Raw genomic sequence first — 19,317 nt, forward strand, 5'->3', positions numbered from 1 at the left:
AGCACCCCCGGCCGTCCGGAGCCCCGCGCGGCTCCGGACGGCCGGCCGGTCAGGAGGACTCCCGCACCACCAGCTCCGTCGGCAGCACCAGGCGGGACGGCTCGGTGTCCTCCCCCGCGATCTGCCGCAGCAGGAGCCCGGCCATCGTGCGGCCCATCTCCTCGATCGGCTGGCGGACGCTGGTCAGCGGCGGGTCGAGGTGGCGGGCCACCGGCGAGTCGTCGACGCCCACCAGCGCGACGTCGCCGGGCACGTCCAGGCCCCTGGCCCGCAGGACGGCGAGGGCGCCGACCGCCATCAGGTCGGAGGCGGCGAACACCGCGTCCACGTCGGGGCAGCGCTCCAGCAGCTCGCGCATCGCCCGGCGGCCGCCGTCCTCCGTGAAGTCACCGGTAGCGACGAGGTGTTCGTCCGCCGGCAGGCCGGCCGCCGCCAGCCCCTGGCGGTAGCCGGCCAAGCGGCCGTGCGCGGCGTCCATGTCCAGCGGGCCGGTGATGGTGGCGATGCGACGGCGCCCACGCCCGGCCAGGTGCTCCACCGCCGAGCGGCCCGCGCCCACGTTGTCGGAGTCGACGTACGCCACCGGCTCCTGCGGCGAACGGCGCCCGTTCAGCACGGCCGGCAGGCCCAGCGCGCGCACCTGGTCCGGCAGCGGGTCGTCCCGGTGGACGGAGACCAGCAGCACGCCGTCCACCCGCTGCGCGGCGAGGTACTGCTCGAAGCGCTGCCGCTCCTGCTCGGTGCGGATCAGCGTGAGCAGCAACTGCTTGTCCGCCGCGCCGAGTTCGGCACTCACCCCACGGATGATGTCCAGGAAGTACGGCTCCGCGAACAGCCGCGCCTCGGTCTCCGGTACGACCAGCGCGACCGCGTCCGTCCGGCTGCCGGCCAGCGCCCGGGCCGCCCGGTCGGGCACGTAGCCAAGCTCCGCGATGGCCCGGCCCACCGCCTCCCTCGCCTGTTCACTCACCCGCGACGAGCCGTTGATCACCCGCGACACCGTGCCGCGCCCGACCCCGGCCCGGGCCGCGACCTCCTCCAGGGTCGGCCTTCCGGTCTGCCGTCTGCTCACTGCCCCCGTGCCCTCCGTCGCCGCCGTCGGTCTCGCGCCCGCTTGGCAGAGGATCGTAGATCACCGGGGCGCGGCACCGCCATGGCTCGGCCGCGTTCAGGAAGTGACGGTGGCGTGCCAACGGCGGTGCGCCTGAGGGCAATTCGACTTCACCTCTTGACACCGGATCAGCTGAGGCAGGAACCTTCCGACATGGCGTGGGAGCGCTCCCATGCCTCCATGGGCCACCACCGGCGAGCCCACGTACCACCCCCGGACGACACCACCCCCGGACGAGGAGAGTGGAATGCGCACCACCGGCACCACCACCACCAGACGTCGACGCCTCACCGCGCTCATCGCCCTGGCCGCGGGCACCGCCCTCCTGGCCGGCTGTGGCAGCGGCGGCACCGGCACGAAGGCCGACGGCGCAAGCGGCACCGTCACCCTGCGGATCGGCACCTTCGGATCCTTCGGCTACGACAACGACACCGGCGCCAAGCTCTACGCCGAGTACGAGAAGCTGCACCCCGGCATCAAGATCGTCGAGTCCAACGTGGCCGACGGCCAGAAGTACTGGGACACGCTCAAGCTGCGGCTCTCCCGGGACAGCGGACTCGCCGACATCCAGGCCGTCGAGGTCGGTTACATCGCCGAGGCCACCGGGCCCGCCCTGGCGGGCAAGTGGGCGGACCTCGGCAAGACGGGCGGCGCGGACCTCGGCGCCTTCCTGGACTGGAAGGTGAAGCAGGCCACCACGGCGGACGGCAAGGTGATCGGCCTCGGCACCGACATCGGCCCGATGGCCATCTGCTACAACAAGGACCTGTTCGCCAAGGCCGGACTGCCGACCGACCGCGCGCAGGTCGGTGCGCTCTGGGCCGGCAGCTGGGACAAGTTCCTCGAAGCCGGGCGCGCCTACCAGGCGAAGGCCCCCGAGGGCACCGCGTTCCACGACTCCGCCAGCGGTCTCTTCAACGCCGTCGTCTCCAGCGAGCCGGTCCAGTACGCGGACGCCAAGGGCGAGTTGGACTACCGGAACAGTCCCGGGGTGAAGCAGGCCTGGTCCGTCGCCACCAGCGCCGCCACCGGCGGACTCACCGCCAAACTGCGGCAGTTCGACGAGAAGGGCACCTGGAACGCGGGCTTCAAGAACAACAGGTTCGCCACCGTCGCCTGCCCGAGCTGGATGACCGGGATCATCAAGGACCAGGCCGGCCAGGAGAACCAGGGCAAGTGGGACATCGCCCCCGCCCCGGTCGCGGGCAACTGGGGCGGTTCCTTCCTGGCCGTCCCGAAGTCCGGCCCGCACGTCAAGGAGGCCGCCGAGCTCGCGGCCTGGCTGACCGCGCCCGCGCAGCACGCGAAGGTCTTCGGCGTCAACGGCAACATCCCCTCCACCAAGGAGACCCTCTCCTCCCCCGCCGTCCGGAACGCCACCCTGCCGTTCTTCGGCGACACGCCGGTCGGCCGGATCTACTCGGAGGCCGCCGCCGGCATCAAGGCCGTCCCGATCAGCCGCTGGGACGGCCAGGTGAAGACCTTCATCACCGACAACGGCATCCTCGACATCGAGCAACGCGGCACCGATCCCGCGCAGGCGTGGGCCAACGTCAACAAGCTGATCGACGACAAGATCCAGAAGTAGTCACGGTGGACCTCATCGCCCCCAACACCCCATCAATCAGGCCGCGTTGGCGCAGCAGGCTGTACCGCTGGGACGTCCGCGCCGCGCCGTACGCCTTCGTCGCGCCGTTCTTCCTCTGCTTCGCGGCCTTCGGCCTCTTCCCGCTGGTCTACACCGGCTGGCTCTCCCTGCACCGGGTCGAGCTCGGCGGCGAGGCCCAGTGGCTCGGCCTGCGCAACTACACCGCCCTGTGGGACAGCGACTTCTTCTGGAACGCGCTCGGCAACACCTTCACCATCGGCGTGATCTCCACCGTGCCGCAGCTGCTGCTCGCCCTGGGCCTGGCCCATCTGCTCAACTACGAGATGCGCGGCCGGGGTTTCCTGCGGGTCGCGGTGCTCGCGCCGTACGCGACCTCGATCGCCGCCGCGACGCTGGTCTTCGCCCAGCTGTTCAACAGCGACTACGGCCTGATCAACACCGTGATCGGCTGGGCGGGATTCCACCCGGTGGACTGGGAATCCTCCAAGTGGCCCGCGCAGATCGCCATTTCGGTGATCGTCACCTGGCGCTGGACGGGCTACAACGCGCTGATCTACCTCGCCGCGATGCAGGCCGTCCCGCAGGACCTGTACGAGGCGGCGGCACTCGACGGAGCCTCCCGGGCCCGGCAGTTCCTCAGCGTCACCATCCCGTCGATCCGCCCGACCATCCTGTTCACCATCGTGGTGTCCACCATCGGCGCCACCCAACTCTTCGGCGAGCCCATGCTGTTCGGCGGCAGCCTGGGGGTCAGCGGCGGCAGCGGCAACCAGTTTCAGACGCTCAGCCTGCTGATGTACGAGAAGGGGTGGGTGACCGGGGCGCTCGGCCAGGCCTCCGCGATCGCCTGGGTGATGCTGCTGCTCCTGCTGTCCGTGGGCGCCGTACAGGCGCTCGTCGTCCGCGTCCGTCACCCTCGCAGGAGGGGCTGAACCATGAGCACCGCATCCACGACACGCACCCGGTGGCGTCCGTCCGCCGGGCGCCAGCACCACGCCGGGCCGCTGACCTACGTCCTGCTCGGGCTCGCCGCCCTGGTCTCGCTCTTCCCGCTGTACTGGAACCTGGTCGCCGCCTCGCACTCCGGCGAGCGGGTGGTCGAGGCACCCGCGCCGCTGCTGCCGGGCCGGCACCTGTTCGACAACCTGGCCTTCGCCTGGAACCAGGTCGACATGGGCCGGGCACTGGTCGACACCACGGTCGTGGCCGGCCTGGTAGCCCTGTCCACCGTGATGTTCTCCACCCTGGCCGGGTTCGCCTTCGCCAAACTGCCCTTCCGGGGCCGCAACGTGCTGCTCGCCCTCGTGGTCGCCACCATGACCATCCCGCCGCAGCTCAGCGTCATCCCGCTGTACGAGATCATCACCGACCTGGGCTGGGTGGACCAGCTGCAGTCGGTCGTGCTGCCCTCGCTGGTCGCCGCGTTCGGAGTCTTCTTCATGCGCCAGTACCTGGTCGAAGCCCTGCCGGTGGAGCTGGTCGAGGCCGCCCGGGTGGACGGCGCGCACAGCCTGCGGATCGTCTGGCACGTGGTCTTCCCGGTGGCGCGGCCCGCCATGGCCGTCCTCGGCATGCTGGTCTTCGTCCAGGCCTGGAACGACTTCTTCTGGCCCTTCATCGCCCTCACCCCGGAAGGCAACCCCACCCTCCAGGTCGCGCTCGCCGGCCTCGGATCGGGCAACCACAGCGTCGACCAGGCGATCGTGCTGACCGGCGCCCTCATCTCCACCGTGCCGCTGCTACTGGTCTTCGCACTGCTGGGCAAACACATCGTGGGCGGCATCACCGCCGGCGCCGTCAAGAACTGAACCTCCTCACCCCCGGGAGCAGCCCGTGCCCCTTCCCCCCGCCAGCCCCCTCACCCCTGCCACGACCCCACCCCCCGCCACGGCCCTGCCCCGCTTTCCGGCCGGGTTCCTCTGGGGCGCGGCCACCTCCGCCTACCAGGTGGAGGGCGCCACCGCCGAGGACGGCCGCACCGCCTCGATCTGGGACACCTTCTGCCGCACCCCCGGCAAGGTCTTCCAGGGGCACACCGGCGACGTCGCGGCCGACCACTACCACCGCTTCCGCGAGGACGTCCGGCTGATGGCCGAACTGGGCCTGACCGCCTACCGTTTCTCCGTCTCCTGGCCGCGCGTCCAGCCCACCGGCCACGGCCCGGCCGTCCAGCAGGGCCTGGACTTCTACCGCCGCCTCACCGACGAGCTGCTCACCGCCGGGATCACCCCCGTCGCCACGCTCTACCACTGGGACCTCCCGCAGGAGCTGGAGTCGGCCGGCGGCTGGCCCGAACGCACGACCGCCGAGCGGTTCGCCGAGTACGCCGCGCTGGTGGGCGAGGCCCTCGGCGACCGGGTCGAGCACTGGACCACCCTCAACGAGCCCTGGTGCAGCGCCTTCCTCGGCTACGGCTCCGGCGTCCACGCCCCCGGCCGCACCGACCCGGTGGCCGCCCTGCGGGCCGCCCACCACCTCAACCTCGGCCACGGCCTGGCCGTCACGGCACTGCGCGGCGTGCTGCCCGCCGCCGCCCGCCTGTCGGTCGCGCTCAACCTGCACGCACTGCGCCCGCTCACCCCGTCCGCCGCCGACCAGGACGCCGTGCGCCAAATCGACGCCGTCGGCAACCGGGTCTTCCTCGGCCCGATGCTGGAGGGCGCCTACCCGAAGGACCTGCTCGCCGACACGGCCCACCTCACCGACTGGGCCTTCGTCCGCACCGGCGACGAGGCCGCGATCCACCAGCCGCTGGACTGGCTGGGCGTCAACTACTACACGCCCACCGTCGTCTCGGCGACCGCCGAGGGCACCGCCCCCGCCCGGGAGGACGGCCACGGCGCCGGCGCCGGTACCCCCTGGCCGGGCGCCGACCGGGTCGGCTTCCACCCGGCCCCGGGCGAGCTGACCGCTATGGGCTGGGCCGTCGACCCCACCGGCCTGCACCAGCTGCTGACCGGACTGGCCCGACGCCACCCGAGCCTGCCACTCATGGTCACCGAGAACGGCGCGGCCTACCACGACGAGATCGGCGAGGACGGCACCGTCGACGACCCGGAACGCACCGCCTACCTCCACACCCATCTCGCGGCCGCCCACCGGGCCGCAGCCGACGGCGCGGACCTGCGCGGCTACTTCGCCTGGTCCCTGCTCGACAACTTCGAGTGGGCGTACGGCTACGACAAGCGCTTCGGCCTGGTCCACGTCGACTACCCCACCCAGACCCGCACCCCCAAGTCCAGCGCCCGCTGGTACGCCCGCGTCGCCCGCACCGGCGAACTGCAGCCGCCGACCGGCTCCTAGGAGCGCAGCGTCGAACGCCTCGTGACAGAGTTGGCCGGTGCCGGGCAGACCACCCGGCACCGGCCGCGACGCGCTCAACGGCGACCCGCCCCAGGAGACCCCGGCCGTCGCCCGCGGCCGCCTGTGCCACACCCCGTGACAGACCGTTCGCCGAACGGTGGACAGAGAGCAGGCGTCCTTGAACCAGCCCCCGACCCCCACGTCCGGCGGTCTGTTGATCATCGGCAGTGCCGCCCCGGCCGACACTCCCGGCGCCGGCCTGTCCACCGTCGGCTACGACGCCACCGGCACCATGGGTCTCCTTCGCACCCTGCCGGTCGACCGTCCGTCCTACGCGGCTGTCGACCCGACCCGCGCGGTCCTGCACGCCGTCCTGGAACAGGAAGCCGGGCAGGTCCTCTCCCTCCGGATCGATCCCCGCACGGGGACCCTCAGTCTGCCCGCCACCACCATGAGCGGTGGCATGGGCCCCTGCCACCTCGCGGTCCACCCCAGCGGTTCACACCTCTTCGCGGCCCACTACGGCGACGGCGTCCTCTCGGTCATCCCCACCGGCGCCGGCGACGCGGTCGCCGCCGCCGAGCCGGTGCAGACCGTCCGCCATCCCGGCCGCGAGGCCTCCGGCGAACTGCGCACCACCCCGCACGCCCACATGGCAGCCCCCTCGCCGGACGGACGGTTCCTCCTGTGTACCGACCTGGGCACCGACCGGGTCTACGTCCACGCCTTCCATCCGGCCACCGGCCGGCTCAGCGCACACCGAACCGTCCGACTGCCGACCGGACGTGGCCCCCGGCACCTGGCGTTCCACCCGTCGGCAGGACACGTCTACGTCCTCAACGAACTCTCCTCCACCCTCACCGTCTGCACCTGGGACGCACTCTCCGGCCGCCTCGAACCCACCGCCGAGCTTCAGACGCGCCGGGATCCGGGTGCGCCGAACGCCAACCAAGCCGCCGCCGTCCGGGTGTCCGCGGACGGCCGCTTCCTCTACACGACCAACCGCGGCGACGACGCGATCGCCGTGCACGCCCTCCACGACGACGGGGCGGCCGTCGAGCTGATCGACGTCACCGCCTGTGGCGGGTCCTGGCCCCGCGACATCGCCCTCACCTCCGACGGGCGGCTCCTGTTCTGCGCCAACCAGGGTTCCGACACCCTGACGGCCTTCCACCGCAACCCGGCCTCCGGTCATCTGACCCCCGCCGGAGAGCCCCTCGTGATCACCGAGCCCACCTCCGTCCTGCCGATCGGCCCCTGACCGGTGGAGGCGGCCGGCCCCGGCCCCGGACGGGGCCGGGGCCGCGCCATGTCAGTAGCCGTAGATCATCTTGTAGGCGACCTCGGGCAGGAACTGCCCGGCGGTCGATCCGGCGCCGCCACCGCAGTTGCCGTCGGACTCGCCGGGCACCTTGATCCACAGCAGCATCTCGGCGCCGCCACCCCGCTGCGTGGGCGTCCCGATCCTCCTCCCCGCCGGGTTGCACCACGCGCCGTTGGAGCCGTTGCCGTTGCGGCTGGTGTCGACGACGTAGGGCTTGGTGAAGCCCTTCGCGGACTTCAGGGCCGCGTTGACGGCGTTGCCGTAGGCGACGTTCTCCGTCGTGGTGAGGTAGTTCGACACGTTCAGCGAGAACCCGTGCGCTCCGCTCACCCCGGCCGCGGCCAGGTGCTGGGCCATGGTGTCGGCGCTCAGCCAGCCGGGGTTGCCGGCGTCGAGATAGACCCAGGTGTTCGGGGCCTTGGCGTTGAACTGCGCGATGGCGTTGCTCAGCAGGGCGTTGCGCTCGGTGATCTGGGCCGGGGTCATGCAGCTCTCGTCGCCGAGCGAGTCGGGTTCGAGGACGACCACCGCGGGCCGGTTGCCGATGCCGCCGGCGAAGCCGGCGATCCAGGTCCGGTAGTCCGCGGCGCTTCCCGCCCCGCCGCCGGACTGCCCGGCGCAGATGTCGCGGTTGGGGATGTTGTACGCCACCAGGAGGGGCAGCTCGCCCTTGGCGGCGGCCGCGCCGGCGAAGGAGCCGGTCGCCGTCCCGATGGTGCCGCTCCAGTTGCCGAACCAGCGTGCCGTCGGCACGTCGGCGATCGATGACCGGACGGCGGGGGCGCGGCCGTCGCCCGGGTTGGCGTTGACCCACCGACGCGCGGAGGAATCGGGGTCGACGTAGAAGCCGCTGGTCATGGTGGTGGGGTCGGCGGCGTGGGCGGTCCCGGGGTGGACCGCGACCACGAGGGCGCCCAGCACCGGGGCCAGGAGCAGGGATCGCGTACGGAGCGAGCAGCGCATGGTGTTTCTCCACGGGGTGGGGGTGGGGGCGGGCGGGGCTCCCGGTGTCGTCGTCCTTGGAGCCCGTGTGGCCGTCCGGCCCGGTCCGGCTCCGCGCGCGTGGGCGGAGCCGGGACCGGGTCCGGGGCCGGGTCGGGGGCCGGGTCGGGGACCGAGCCGGAGCGGGTGGGCCGTCAGTTGCCCGGGTTGACGGTCGGGAACAGCTGGGCGAAGGTGTCGAAGGCGGTGGCGATGTCCGCCTCGGCCCAGAACCGGTGGTAGGTGAAGGTCGGCGCGGCGCCGCCGTCGAGGTAGGTCTGCACCTTGGACCATTGCGGGTCCTTGGTGTACCAGGGGCGGATCGACAGGAAGGTGTTGCTCGCCGAGCTGATCCGGGTGCCGTCCGGGTAGCTGCCGGTCCAGCCGGGCGGCACGTACAGGCCCTGGTGGGTGGTCGGCGAGTAGGCCTGGGTGAAGCGGCTGTAGTCGGCGCGGGTCTCGGCGGCCGAGTAGCCCAGGCCGTCGGTGTACCTGGCGTGCAGGGTGTCCAGGATGTTCTGGGCGAACTTCTGGGCGCTGCTGCTACCGGACTTGGCCGCGTAGTACGCGAGGGTCTTGGCGAGCGAGCCGGCCACGCCGACGTCGGTGCTGGTGCCGCTCGCGACGACGTGCAGGCCCGCGTTGCTTCCGGGGCTGGTGGCGTTCCAGGTGTCGGGCGCGCCGGTCCAGGTGAGCTTGTCGGGGGTGGTCAGGGTGCCGGTGGCCCGGTCGGCCCGGGAGACGGACATCGCCCACGGGATCCACTTGTCGAGGATGCCCTTCGCCCGGGTGTCGCCCGTGGCGTAGTAGTACTCGGCGAAGCGTTCCATCGACCAGGTCTGGAACCCGAACCACTGGTTGGAGGCGGGGTCGTGGTACTCGGGCTGCCAGTCGTAGTACAGGCCGTAGAAGGTCGGGTCGCCCGCCGGCGGTGCCGCGTCGTCGCCGTAGTTCCCGCCCCAGCTGTTGGTGGCGCCGCCGGCGATGCCGCCCTCGGTGGACTGCAGCCACTGGAAGAACTGGAGCTGCTTGTCCAGGCTGCCCGCCCAGTCGGTGGCGGCGCTCGGCGAGAGCGGCTTCAGGCCGGGGTCGTTGGCGAGCACCCAGGCGGCCATCGGGTTCTGGTAGCCCTGGTGGGCGGCGGAGCCGGAGATCCGCCACGACCAGCTGCCGTCGGCCGCCCCTCCCCAGGCGAAGTACCAGGTCAGCAGGCCGAGTTGCTCGTTCGCCTTGGAGGTGCCGCCGGGGCAGGTGGTGGAGCCGAGGCAGTTGCCCGCCTGCTTGAAGTACTTGTCGTAGAGCGAGTAGCGCAGGTAGTCGCCGAGCTTGGCGGCCTTGGCGAGGGTCGCGGTGATGGCCGCGCTCTTGCCCTGCGACGTGGCGAACTGCTCGGCCCAGTAGGCGGCCTGGACCAGCCGGGCGTCGGCGTCGGGCGCGTCGGTGTACTTGTACTGCTTGCTGAAGGAGCCGCCGCCGTCGTTGAACAGGCTGAGGAAGCCGGAGCTGCTGTTGCCGTACGTGAACAGGTCGCAGTCGGGCTGCGGCACCGTCTCCCAGACCGACTCCTCCGGGCCGCGCTGGAAGGTGTTGATCAGGCTGGGCTTGCTGGTTCCGTCCTCGCACTGCCCGAAGCCGTACTTGTTGTCGGCGTCCAGCAGCCAGGCCGGGGCGTAGATGTCCGAGCTGCCGTAGGCCCGGCCCAGCTCCGCGGAGAGCGGGTCGGTGCCGACCGGTACACCGCCGTTCAACTTGGCCGGGTACTGGTCCGGTTGGGCCTTCTCGGGACCGTACTGGCCGGGCTTGGCCGGATTGTAGGTGCTCTGACCGGGCTGCTGGGCGTGACTGGGGATCAGGTGGGCCTCCAGGTTGGTCCAGGCGTTGTTGAAGCCCGTCCAGTCGCCGGTCACCCGGCCGTAGTCGGCCTCCAGCCACAGCCAGTAGCTGTAGGTCTCGGAGGTGGTCTCGTGGCCGTAGTCGGGAGCCTCCACGATCAGGGTTTCCACCGCGTGGTACGGGATGCCCTGCGGGCTGAAGTACCCGTTCGCCGGGTTCTTGAGCTTGCTGTAGAGGTCCAGGAAGTACTGGTCGTAGCCCGAGGTCTTCGCCGCCTCGGTCACCGTGACGGCGCCGGGGCCGAAGCCGGCCGCGGAGGCGGTGAAGGTGGCGGTCCCACCGACCTGCCCGGCATCGGTGCCGGCCGCGATGGTGACGGTCTGCGGGACGTTCCAGTTCCCGGGGGTGAAGGTGAGGCCGGCGCCGGATGTCACGCTCAGGTCCGGGTCGTTGCCCGAACGGTCCACCGTGACCGTGGTGTTCGCGGTCGGCGCCTGGGAGAGAGCGACGGTGAAGGTGCCGGTGCTCCCCTGCTGGACGGCGAGCGTGGCCGGGCTGACCAGGACGCTCGGCCCGGCCACCTTGATCGCGACCGGGCCGGAGGTCGTGGTGGCGCCGGCGTCGTCGGTGGCGACGGCGGTGACCGAGTAGTCGCCCGCCGCCACGTTCGCCCAGTCGACGCCGTACGGCGCGGTGACGGCGGTGCCGATCAGGGTGTTGGCGGCGGCCGAGGTCGAGGCGTAGAAGTCCACCTTCGAGACGGTGCCGTCGGCGTCGGCCGCGTCGGCGGCGAGCTTCACGGTGGAGCCCGGGGTGAAGGTCTGCCCGGCTGCCGGGGAGGTGAGCGAGACGGTCGGCGGCCGGTCGGCGCCGCGGCAGGGGGTGCCGTTGACGGTGAAGCCGGTGGGGGCGGTGTTGGCGGCGCTGTAGGAGAAGTTGGCGCTGGTGGTGTAGCCGGCGCCGGGGGCGATGGTGGTGGCGTAGCCGGGGTTGGTGACGGTGACGGTCTGTCCGGTCTGGCTCCAGGTGCCGTTCCAGCCGTTCTGGAGGGTCTGGTTGCCGGTGTAGGCGTAGCCGAGGGTCCAGCCGTTGATGGCGGTGGTGCCGGTGTCGGTGATGGTGATGTTGGCGGTGAAGCCGCTGCCCCAGTCGTTGACGGCGTAGCTCACGCCGCAGGACAGCCCGGCGGTCGCCGCCGCGGTGGGCACCGTGACGGCGCCGCCCGCCGCACCGACCAGGACGAGCGCGGTGGCCGTCGCGGTGAGGGTGAGCGGGTTGCCCCTGGCACGCAGGGTTTCGCGTCGCATGCGCGTCCTCCAGATGGGTGGGGTACCGCCACGCGGGTGGGGACGCGCGGCGGACGGAGGTGCTGCGAGCGATCGTGGGCTTGCGCGCCCGGCTTGGGAAGCGCCCGCAGGGCCCGGCGACGCCGGCCGGCGGGCCCTGCGGGGCCGGACAACGGCGGCGACCAGCGCGGAGCCGCGTCCCGGTGGCAGTGGGCCGCCCGGCTCGGCAGCGTGTAAGTTACAGCGTCCGCCGGGAGCGCTCCCACGGCCGTCGACGGTGTTTCACGGGCCCCGGCTTGATCCGTGGGGGATCGCCGGGTGCCCGGTGGTACGCGGAGGTGATCCGCCGCGCCGGGCTGCCCGACCCCGTGTGAGCGGGAGTGCCGGATCCCTTGACGCTGATCGCTCAACGGGCCAAGCTGGCAAGGGTGGTGGGTCGGCGCGGGTGACGGGTCCGGGGTGTGGTTCCCCTGTCGAGGACCGATCCAGGACGGCCCCATGCCCCAGCCCATTCCCGGCAAGGATCCCGCTCCGACGCTGGCCGAGGTCGCCCGTCTCGCCGGCGTCTCCACGGCGACCGCGTCCCGGGTGCTCAACCGTTCCGCCCGGGTCTCCACCGAGGCGGCGGCCCGGGTGGAACGGGCAGTGCGCGAGTTGGCGTACGTCCGCCGCCGGGCGCCCAGCACCCGGGCGACCGGCGTGGTGGCCGTCGTGGTCTTCGCGGATCCTCTGCAGTACCACGCGGACGCCTTCCCGGTACGGCTGCTGGCCGGGCTGCGGCGCTCCCTGTCCGGCGCAGAACGGGAGTTGGCCGTCTTCACGGTGCCCAGGCGCTGCCGGCGACCGCCGCTGGTGCGCTACCTGTGCGGCGGCCACGTCGACGGTGTGCTGCTGGTCGGCCCCTGGGGGGACACCTCGCTCGCCCGGTTGCTGCACGCGGCCGGGGTGCCCGTGGTGTCGCTGGGCCGGCCGCCGGAGCCGGGCACGGTGACGTTCGTGGACGCTGACAACCTCGCCGGCGCCAGGGACGCGGTGCGACGGCTGTGCGCGTCCGGGCGTCGCTCCGTGGCCACCATCGCCGGGCCGCCGAACACCGCCGCCGGCGTGGACCGGCTGGCCGGCTACCACCAGACGGTGGCCGCGATGGCCGCGGCACGGCCGGCCGTGGCGTACGGCGACTTCAGCGGCGCCTCGGGCGAGCATGCGATGCAGCGACTGCTGGACCGGCGCCCCGAGGTCAACGCCGTGTTCGCCGCCTCCGACCAGATGGCAGCGGGCGCCCTCAGGACCCTTCGGCGGCACGGCCTGCGGGTCCCCGAGGACGTTGCCGTGGTCGGCTTCGACGACTCTCCTGTCGCCGCGCGGTGCCGGCCGGGGCTGACCACCGTCCGCCAGCCGGTGGAGGAACTCGGCTCCCGTGCCATGGATCTGCTGCTGCGGAACCCGGCATGCGGCGAATCGGTGGTGCTGCCCACCCGGTTGGTCGTCCGGGCCTCGGGCTGAACGCGCCGCGCACCCGAGGCCGCCGGATGCGCCCGCGCCGTTCCGGAACCCGGTCGGTACCTGAGGTCACGTCAATCTCGCGTCTCCTGCCCACCCTTGACGCACCTTGTGCGCGGCTGGCTTCATTGGAAGTGGGAGCGCTCCCACGCCCTGGGCTCCCCTCTCCCCACCCCCAAAGGAAGGCCCCCACCCATGCCTCCCCTCCTCTCCGGCCGCGCACTGCCCCGACGCGCGGCCGCCGCGCTCACCGGCCTGGCCCTGGCCGCCGGCGGGCTGACCGCCACCGCGTTCGCCCCGGCCACCACCACAGCGGCCACGGCCACGGTCACCACGGCCGCCGACTTCCCCGTCCGCGTGAACCAGCTCGGCTACCTGCCGGACGGGCCCAAGCGGGCGACCGTGATCAGCTCCACGACCTCCCCACTCGCCTGGCAGCTGCGCGACGCCGCCGGCACGCAGGTCGCCGCCGGCACCACCACCGTGCACGGCGCCGACCAGGCGTCCGGCCAGTCCACGCACCTGGTGGACTTCGGCGCGTACACCGGCACCGGCACCGGCCTCACCCTGGTCGTGGACGGCCGGGCGAGCCACCCGTTCGACATCTCGGCGTCGCTGTACGACGGGCTGCGCGCCGACAGCATGTCGTTCTTCTACCAGCAGCGCAGCGGCATCGCCATCGACGCGGCCCTGGCCGGCAGCGCGTACGCGCGCCCCGCCGGCCACCTGGGCGTGGCGCCGAACCAAGGCGACACCAGCGTGCCGTGCCAGGCCGGGGTGTGCGACTACCGGTCGGACGTCCGCGGCGGCTGGTACGACGCCGGCGATCAGGGCAAGTACGTGGTCAACGGCGGCATCGCGGCCTGGGAGTTGGTCAACTCCTTCGAACGAGCCCACCGTTCGGGCGGCGACGCGGCGCTGGGCGACTCCACCCTGCGCGTTCCCGAGCGCGGCAACGGGGTGCCGGACGTGCTGGACGAGGCCCGCTGGGAACTGGACTTCCTGCTGCGGATGCAGGTCCCGGACGGCAAGCCGATGGCCGGGATGGCCTTCCACAAGATGCACGACGCGCAGTGGACCGGCCTGCCGACCCGGCCCGAACTCGACGAACAGCCACGCGAGTTGCACAAGCCCTCGACCGCCGCCACGCTCAACCTGGCCGCCACCGCGGCGCAGTGTGCCCGGGTGTACGCACCGTACGACGCCGCCTTCGCCGCCCGCTGCCTGGACGCGGCCCGCCGCGCCTGGACGGCGGCCAGGGCCAACCCGAACGTCCTCGCCCCGGCGACCGACAACACCGGCGGCGGCGCGTACGAGGACGCCGACGTCTCCGACGAGTTCTACTGGGCCGCGGCCGAACTCCTCGCCACCACCGGCGAGTCGCAGTACCGGGACGCGGTCACCTCCTCCCCGCACCACACCAAGCCGGTCGACGCGTTCTGGTGGGGCGGCACCGCGACGCTCGGCCGGATCACCCTGGCCACCGTGCCCGGCGTGGCCCTGCCCGCCGACGACGTGACGCGTCTGCGCGGCCTGCTGATCTCGGCCGCCGACGGCCACCTGTCCACCATGGCCGGACAGGGCTACGCGGTGCCGATCGCCGCCGACGGCTACGTCTGGGGGTCCAACAGCTCGGTCGCCGGCAACGCGATGGTGCTGGCCGTCGCCTACGAGCTGACCGGTGCCGCGCGCTACCGGACCGGCGCGCTGGAGGCCCTGGACTACCTGCTCGGCCGCAACGCGCTGGACCGCTCCTACGTGAGCGGCTACGGCGAGCGGGCCTCGGAGAACGAGCACCACCGGTTCTGGGCGCACCAGAACGACGCCTCGCTGCCGCACCCGCCGGCCGGCTCCCTCGCGGGCGGCCCGGACGCCGGCCTGGAGGATCCGGTGGCGAAGGCCCGACTGACGGGCTGCGCACCGGCCGCCTGCTACGTCGACGACATCGGCTCGTACTCCACCAACGAGGTGGCGATCAACTGGAACGCCTCGCTGGCCTGGCTCGCGGCGTTCGCCGCCGAACGGCGGGCGACACCGGCGCCGCCCGCGACGTCCTGCTCGGTGGCGTACCGGGTCGACAACGCCTGGAACGGCGGGTTCACCGCGACAGTGACCGTGCGGAACACCGGCACCGCCGCCGTCTCCGGCTGGACGCTCGGCTGGAGCTTCCCGGGTGACCAGCGGATCTCGAGCGGGTGGAACGCGACCGTGGCCCAGTCCGGCAGCGCCGTGAGCGCGCGGGACGCCGGTTGGAACGGCACCCTGGCCGCCGGGGCGAGCGCGAGCTTCGGGTTCCAGGCGACGTACTCCGGCGCCAACACGGCACCGGCCCGCTTCACCCTGAACGGCACCGACTGCACCTGAGCACCGCCCGGGCGGTCTGCCCGCCGCGCCGTCACGGCGGGGCGGGCAGACCGCGCGGCTACGGCCGGACCGGGTCACCGCGACCGGCGCGACCGCGGCGACCTCCGATCATCCGAACGTCCACTGCTGGTTCCTGCCGCCGCTGCAGCTCCACAGCTGGACGGGCGAGCCGTCGGCGGTGGCCAGGCCGGCCACGTCCAGGCAGAGCCCCGACTGCACTCCGGTGATCGTGCCGTTCGAGTTCAGCTGCCACTGCTGGTTGGCCTGGCCGTTGCAGGACCAGACGACCACCTTGGTGGCGTCGGTGGTGCCCCTGGCGTTGGCGTCCAGGCACAGCGTGCTGCCGCCGACGGTCACGGTCAGCTGCTTCGATGCCGTACGGGTCCAGGTCTGGTTCTCGCTGCCGTTGCAGGTGTGGATCTGCTGCTGGGTGCCCGGCGTCGCGTTGTTCGCGTCGGTCAGGCACTTGCCCGCGGCCACCGCGTGCAGCGCGCCGGTCGTGGCGCCGCCGGAGGACCCCGCGTCCAGGCCCATGAAGTGGATGGCGTTGGCGGCCATCGCGGTTCCCTGGACGGGCAGTTGGTGCCCGGCCCCGACGATGCTGTACGCCTCGACCTGGGTGGTGCCGGCGCTGTTGTCGTACCGCGTACGGTTCCAGTTCGCCGCGGGGGTGTCCGTGGCCGACGGGGTCTGGCTCACGCCGAGGACGTCGGTCCACTGCTTGATCTCTTCACCGAGGTTGTTGTGGCTCAGGATCGTGTCGGCGGTTCCGTGCCACAGCTGCACGCGCGGACGCGGACCGGTGTAGCCGGGATCCCCCGTGGTGCGGGCCAGTCCGCCCCACTGTTGCGGGCTCATGGACACCTTGCCCTGGGCGCAGTCCGCGTTCCAGCCGCGTACGGTGCCCGTGTGGAAGCAGTGGTAGGGCACTCCCATGAACGCCGCGCCCGCCTTGAACACATCGGGGTAGTCGGCGAGCATCACGTTCGTCATCATCCCGCCCGACGACTCGCCGGTCACGTACACGGCGTTGGCGTTGCCGCCGTAGTGCTGCTCCGTGTAGGTGATCATCGACATGAGCCCGACCGGGTCACTGCCGCCGTTGCGGGTCAGCGCCTGGTCCGAGGAGACGTCCCAGCAGCTTCCGCTCGGGTTCGTCGAGGGGTAGATGACGAGGAACCCGTACCGGTCGGCCAGCGACCCGAAGTCGGTGCTGGAGTACAGGTAGGGCCCCGTCCCCTGGCACCCGTGCAGGGCCAACAGGATCGGTGGGTTGGCCCTGACGCTGCTCGGCACGTACAGGTGCATCAGCAGACCTGTCGGGTTGGTGCCGAAGTTCGTGATCTGCGTCAGCGAGGCGGCGGCCTGCGGGGTGGCAGCGGCCTGGGGCGCGGCCTGCAGGCTCAGGCCGACCGCGAGGCCGATCGCGGCGACGATGCCCAGGAGACGGGACGGTAACGAGCGGGATCGGAACATGGGACCTCTCCGTCGGGATTGCCAGGGGGTGTGGGGAAGGTTCCGTCGGCGGCCGGCCCGGTGACGGATCAGGTGCACCGGAAGTCCGCGTGCAGGCGCCGGGTGTGGTCCAGCGCGCGGACCGGGCCGTCCAGTCGGACGGTGGCGGTGAGCCGGACGTCGGTGCTGGAGGCGGAGACCCGCAGTTCCAGCTCGCCCGGCTCGACGATGCGTCGGCCGTCGCGTCCGGTGAAGGACGCGAGGTCGGCGGGGACGCGGACCCGGATCCGGGTCCGTGCCCCCGCGTCGAGGGTGATCCGCCGGTAGCCGATCAGCCGCAGGACCGGCTGGACGACGGAGGCGACGGGGTCGTGCAGGTAGAGCTGGACGGTCTCGCTGCCGCTCCGCTCACCGGTGTTGCGCAGGGTGAAGGCGAGGCCGAACTCGCCGTCGGTCGTGGCGGCGGCCTGCTCCACCTCCAGGTCGGTCCAGGCGAACGTGGTGTAGCCGATGCCGTGCCCGAATCCGAACGCGGGGGTCGGGTCGGTGCTGGACACCTCGCTGGGTCCGGCCAGGCGGGCGGCGAGGTAGGTGGAGGGCTGCACGGCCGGCCGGGCCGGGATGCTGACCGGCAGTCGGCCCGAGGGGTTGGTCCGGCCGCTGAGCACGGCGGCGATCGCCCCGGTCCCGGCCTCGCCGGGGAAGAAGGTCTGCACCAGGGCCGCCGCCTCGGTCGCCGCGCGTCCCAGCGCGTAGGGGCGGCCGGCGAGCAGCACCGGCACGACCGGCCTGCCGGTGTCCAGCAGTGCGTCGAGCAACTGCTGCTGCACGCCGGGCAGTTCCAGGGACTCGGCGTCGCAGCCCTCGCCACTGGTGCCGCGCCCGAACAGGCCGGCCCGGTCCCCGAGGGCGACGATCACGACATCGGCCTGCCGGGCCGCCTCGACGGCCTCGGCGAAGCCGGACGTGTCGAGCCCGTCGACGCTCGCCCCGGCCACCGTCCGGATCTCGCTGTCGGGGAACTCGGCTGCCAACGCCTGGCCCAGGGTGGGCAGTTCGATGCCGACCGGGATCCCGGGGTGCTGGCTGCCGACGTGCACGGGGAAGGCGTAGCAGCCCAGCACCGAGGTCGGGGTGTCGGCGTTGGGGCCGATCAGCGCGATCCGGCGGGGGCCGCGCAGCGGCAGGGTGCCGTCGTTGCGCAGCAGCACCACGGCCTGCTCGGCGATCTCCCGGGCGAGGGCGCGGTTCTCCGGGGGGTCCAGGTCGACCGAGCCGCGCAGCGCGTGCGGGTCGTCGAGCGGCCGACCGGCGATCGCCGCCGGGACGGCCTCCCAGTCCTGGTCCAGCAGGCCGAGTTGGGCCTTCTGCACCAGCACCCGGCGCAGCGCCCGGTCGACCAGCGACTCGGGCACGGTCCCGTCCTCGACGGCGCGCAGCAGCGGCTCCCCGTAGGTCTTGACGGTGGGCAGTTCCACGTCCACGCCACTGGCCAGGGCGAGTGCGGCGGCCTCGGCCCAGTCTCCGGCGACGCCGTGCAGCACCTTGAGGAAGGCGATGCCGAAGTAGTCGGCGACCACGGTCCCCTCGAAGCCCCAGCTGTCGCGCAGCAGCCCGGTCAGCAGCGCCTCGTCGGCGGCCGAGGGGACGCCGTCGGTGTCGGTGTAGGCGTGCATGACCGAACGGGGCCGGCCCTCGCGCACCGCCATCTCGAAGGGCGGCAGGATCACGTCGGCACGCTCCCGCGCGCCCATGCCCACGGGGGCGAGGTTGCGTCCGGCGCGCGAGGCCGAGTACCCCGCGAAGTGCTTGAGCGTGGCGACGATCCCCGCCGACTCCAGGCCCTGCACGTAGGCGGTGGCCACCGTGCCGACCAGGTAGGGGTCTTCGCCGATGGTCTCCTCGACCCGGCCCCAGCGGGCGTCCCGGACGACGTCGAGGACTGGGGAGAGGCCCTGGTGGACGCCGACCGCGCGCATGTCGCGGCCGATGGCCGCGGCCATCCGCCGGATCAGGTCCGGGTCGAAGGTGGCACCCCAGGAGAGCGGCACCGGGTAGGCGGTGGCACCCCAGGCGGCGAAGCCGGCCAGGCACTCCTCGTGCGCGAGGGCCGGGATGCCGAACCGGTTCGCGGCGGCGATGCGCTGCTGGCTGCGGGCCAGTGAGAGCGCGCCCAGCGCCGGGTCGACCGGCACCGTGCCGAAGGGCCGGGTCAACTGGCCCAGCCCGGACGGGAGCAGGTCGTCGAGGGCGGGCGGATCCTCCATGTCGTGCTGGTGCGGGGCGACGTCTCCGCCCTCGTCGGAGGCGCCGACCCAGACGCCGACGAGCTGGGCCAGCTTCTCCGGCAGCGTCATCTCGGCGAGCACGGCGTCCGCGCGTTCCTCGGGGCTGAGCGCGCGGTCGCGCCAGCGGGCGGTCGGAGCGGTGGACGGGACGGCCAGGTTCATCGGATACCTCCGTGGATACCCCCGGCTTCAGCCGGGGGAGGAAACGGATTGCCCGCGTAGCGGGTCAGGGAAAGCCGAAGCGCCGTCAAGCTGGTGCGGTG

Annotated in this window: 12 protein-coding genes; 7 read left to right on the plus strand and 5 right to left on the minus strand. The window is 72.7% G+C overall.

Annotated elements, in window-relative coordinates; all coding sequences use genetic code 11:
- Positions 1–49 precede the first annotated feature (49 nt).
- Positions 50–1,072 (minus strand): LacI family DNA-binding transcriptional regulator, encoded by a 1,023-nt coding sequence (locus ACZ52R_RS16295; protein WP_465625997.1) that lies wholly within the window; start codon positions 1,070–1,072, stop codon positions 50–52.
- A gap of 286 nt (positions 1,073–1,358) precedes the next feature.
- Here ACZ52R_RS16295 and ACZ52R_RS16300 point away from each other — a divergent pair, with 286 nt between their 5' ends.
- From ACZ52R_RS16300 to ACZ52R_RS16320, 5 genes are all read left to right on the plus strand, one after another.
- Complete coding sequence (locus ACZ52R_RS16300) at positions 1,359–2,699, plus strand: ABC transporter substrate-binding protein (RefSeq protein ID WP_465753632.1); 1,341 nt, start codon at positions 1,359–1,361, stop codon at positions 2,697–2,699.
- 5 nt (positions 2,700–2,704) lie between these two features.
- Positions 2,705–3,652: a carbohydrate ABC transporter permease gene (locus ACZ52R_RS16305; RefSeq protein ID WP_465625993.1), complete on the plus strand. Its 948-nt coding sequence runs from the start codon at positions 2,705–2,707 to the stop codon at positions 3,650–3,652.
- A gap of 3 nt (positions 3,653–3,655) precedes the next feature.
- Positions 3,656–4,528: a carbohydrate ABC transporter permease gene (locus tag ACZ52R_RS16310; protein ID WP_465753633.1), complete on the plus strand. Its 873-nt coding sequence runs from the start codon at positions 3,656–3,658 to the stop codon at positions 4,526–4,528.
- 25 nt (positions 4,529–4,553) lie between these two features.
- Entirely contained in the window at positions 4,554–6,023 is a 1,470-nt protein-coding gene (locus ACZ52R_RS16315) for a GH1 family beta-glucosidase (protein WP_465753634.1), read from the plus strand.
- Between the two features lie 178 nt (positions 6,024–6,201).
- Positions 6,202–7,284 carry a lactonase family protein gene (locus ACZ52R_RS16320; RefSeq protein WP_465753635.1) on the plus strand — a complete coding sequence of 361 codons (1,083 nt, stop codon included), beginning with the start codon at positions 6,202–6,204 and terminating at the stop codon, positions 7,282–7,284.
- Positions 7,285–7,335: 51 nt separating this feature from the next.
- Here ACZ52R_RS16320 and ACZ52R_RS16325 read toward each other — a convergent pair whose 3' ends face one another.
- Complete coding sequence (locus ACZ52R_RS16325) at positions 7,336–8,310, minus strand: glycoside hydrolase family 6 protein (protein WP_465625985.1); 975 nt, start codon at positions 8,308–8,310, stop codon at positions 7,336–7,338.
- Between the two features lie 173 nt (positions 8,311–8,483).
- The gene (locus ACZ52R_RS16330; protein WP_465753636.1) at positions 8,484–11,468 is read right to left on the minus strand and encodes a glycoside hydrolase family 48 protein; all 2,985 of its coding nucleotides are present in this window, start codon (positions 11,466–11,468) and stop codon (positions 8,484–8,486) included.
- Between the two features lie 477 nt (positions 11,469–11,945).
- Here ACZ52R_RS16330 and ACZ52R_RS16335 point away from each other — a divergent pair, with 477 nt between their 5' ends.
- Positions 11,946–12,950 carry a LacI family DNA-binding transcriptional regulator gene (locus ACZ52R_RS16335; RefSeq protein ID WP_465753637.1) on the plus strand — a complete coding sequence of 335 codons (1,005 nt, stop codon included), beginning with the start codon at positions 11,946–11,948 and terminating at the stop codon, positions 12,948–12,950.
- A 192-nt stretch (positions 12,951–13,142) separates the two neighbouring features.
- Positions 13,143–15,311, plus strand: coding sequence for a glycoside hydrolase family 9 protein (locus ACZ52R_RS16340; RefSeq protein WP_465663553.1), 2,169 nt, complete (start codon positions 13,143–13,145; stop codon positions 15,309–15,311).
- A gap of 108 nt (positions 15,312–15,419) precedes the next feature.
- On the opposite strand, the gene ACZ52R_RS16345 is transcribed toward ACZ52R_RS16340, so the two are convergent.
- Both ACZ52R_RS16345 and ACZ52R_RS16350 read right to left on the minus strand, forming a co-directional pair.
- The gene (locus ACZ52R_RS16345) at positions 15,420–16,787 is read right to left on the minus strand and encodes an extracellular catalytic domain type 1 short-chain-length polyhydroxyalkanoate depolymerase (protein ID WP_465663552.1); all 1,368 of its coding nucleotides are present in this window, start codon (positions 16,785–16,787) and stop codon (positions 15,420–15,422) included.
- Between the two features lie 68 nt (positions 16,788–16,855).
- Positions 16,856–19,216 carry a beta-xylosidase/alpha-l-arabinosidase gene (locus tag ACZ52R_RS16350; RefSeq protein WP_465663551.1) on the minus strand — a complete coding sequence of 787 codons (2,361 nt, stop codon included), beginning with the start codon at positions 19,214–19,216 and terminating at the stop codon, positions 16,856–16,858.
- Positions 19,217–19,317 lie beyond the last annotated feature (101 nt).

The sequence above is a fragment of the Kitasatospora sp. NPDC034023 genome, assembly GCF_055575795.1.